The organism is Roseospira navarrensis, from assembly GCF_009601025.1.
In the GTDB taxonomy this organism is placed as follows: Bacteria; Pseudomonadota; Alphaproteobacteria; order Rhodospirillales; family Rhodospirillaceae; genus Rhodospira; species Rhodospira navarrensis.
On sequence record NZ_WIVE01000144.1, the window covers coordinates 1 to 1,930 of the forward strand.

At 67.0% G+C, this 1,930-nt stretch carries 3 protein-coding genes; all 3 read right to left on the bottom strand.

From position 1 onward, the window contains the following. Positions 1–97 precede the first annotated feature (97 nt). From GHC57_RS18960 to GHC57_RS18970, 3 genes are read right to left on the bottom strand one after another with little or no spacing between them, the layout of a single operon-like run. The gene (locus GHC57_RS18960) at positions 98–412 is read right to left on the bottom strand and encodes a hypothetical protein (RefSeq protein WP_153347205.1); all 315 of its coding nucleotides are present in this window, start codon (positions 410–412) and stop codon (positions 98–100) included. Positions 413–421: 9 nt separating this feature from the next. After that, positions 422–1,345 carry a Mu-like prophage major head subunit gpT family protein gene (locus GHC57_RS18965; RefSeq protein WP_170294980.1) on the bottom strand — a complete coding sequence of 308 codons (924 nt, stop codon included), beginning with the start codon at positions 1,343–1,345 and terminating at the stop codon, positions 422–424. 16 nt (positions 1,346–1,361) lie between these two features. Then, a complete protein-coding gene (locus tag GHC57_RS18970; RefSeq protein ID WP_153347209.1) occupies positions 1,362–1,769 on the bottom strand; it encodes a hypothetical protein in 408 nt (135 codons plus the stop codon). Positions 1,770–1,930 lie beyond the last annotated feature (161 nt).

The following is a 1,930-nucleotide window of genomic DNA, read 5'->3' on the forward strand; positions in this document are numbered from 1 at the left end:
TGTAGCTCGGCAGCGGATTTGGCACAAATCGGCAAGGATTTGGCACAGGCCCAAAGTCTGAGGCAGGTACTCGATTTACTTGGCGCGTCAGATGGTATCAGCGTTGACGATGCCGTTCGCCGATCCCGAGACTGACGCGCACCCGGCGGACGTAGCGGCCGATGGCGGATCGGGACGGCGCCCGCGCCGGGCCGAACCGGCGCTGTGCTTCGTCCCTCAACCACTCTACCGACGCGGTGGTGGCGTTCTCGTTCAGGAATGCCACCACCTCCGGATCACCCCGGAACCGCGCCCGTGAACTGAAACACACCGGCCCGGCCGCCAGCCCCCGAACGCGGACCAGTTCCGCCCGATCCTCCATGAGGGCGCGGTATTCCGCAAGCGGGATGGTGACGGTCTGGCCCTTGTCCATCGGTCAGCCTCAGGCGTTCAGCCACGCCGTAACGATGGGCTCCGCCGTACCGGCCCACTCGTTGTCTACGGCCACCGGGGTTCCGGGATCGCCCACGGTGACAACGCGGGTGGCGTTGTTGACCAGGCACCGTGCATCGCCTTCCAGGGCCGGCGGAACCACCAGGGTATCCGGCCGGATGTTGAGCGGCCGGCCTTCGTCACCGGTGATGCTGCGCATGGTCAGCCGCGCCGCTTCGTAGTTCTCCGCCGTCAACGGCGCCTTGGACCCGAAGGCCAGTTGCCACAGGCCATATCCGGCATTCGCCCGCGCCCGCACGCCGTACACGAACTTGTCGCGCATGAAGACGGTTTCGTCGGTCGCGCCGGTCAGGGCGGTCAGGTCATACTTGGTCCGCTCCTGGAAGATCAGCGGCTTGAGGGCGCGGCTGCAATCCAGCAGGAACCAGGTCGGATCGGTGCCGGCCTGCATGTTGGAGACGGCCGTCTCGCCGCCGGTGGCATTCCGCACGGGATGATCGGCGGCGAAGAACGGCTTATCGTCGTAGCAGGCCCCGGAGAACCCATTCGCCAGCAGCGAGAACACCAGCTGGTCCGGGTGTTCGCCGGCCTGTTGGCCCATCTCGGAGAACAGCGGGCTGAAGACGCCGTACTGGTCATCCTCGATGTCCGGGCGCGGCACTTCGATGGTGCTTTCGAACGTCACGTTCTCGATGGCGTAGGAATGCGCCCGAAGGTTCTTGATGATCCGGTCGCCGATCCATTCGCGCATGCCGGGCAACTGCCCGAGCCACGCATAGGTGTTGCTGCGCGCCGTGGACGGCGCCGTCATGGCAACCCGGTCCCAATGCCGGGGGGCGCCTTCAAGGCCCTTGTGAAAGGCCGTCGAATAGCCTTCGAAGATCAGATGAAGGTTCGCGCTGTTGATGATCACGATCTTGTCCCTCTGGTCAGAAGCGCACCCACACGCCCGCGTCGTCCACGTCCAGGACGGTGCCGGCAACACTGCGGGTTCCCCCGCCATCGGTCGCGGCCACCGTCTGGTCATCCACGACAAAGCAGTCCGCGCCGACGGACGCGAGCGTCACGGCATCGCCGGCCGCATTGGCAAAGCGGAAGGTGCCCCGGCGGTAGTTCACCAGCACGGCCCCGGCACTTCCCGCCGTGTTGTCCACGGCCTCTTCCGCACGCCCCAGCCCGATCTTGCCGGTCGCGGTGGTCCCCGGCTCGACGAAGCCACTGGTGTTCATCACCACCAGGGCGCCGGCGAAAATCTTGACCCCGGCGGCCACGGGGTGGCGGAACAGGGTGTCCCCCGCGCGGCGATCCGTCAGGCGGTCCTGTGTCAAAGCGGCCATGATCAGGTCTCCCTCGGCACGGTGCGCATGGCGGCCGGGTCAAGCCCCATCGCCTCGGCCACGGCGCGGCGGGTGTCGTCCACGACGGTATCGCCGCGCCGTGCCGGGCCGGTGACCTGCGGAGTCGTGAGCGTCTTGAACAACGCCTGTGTCTGCGGCGC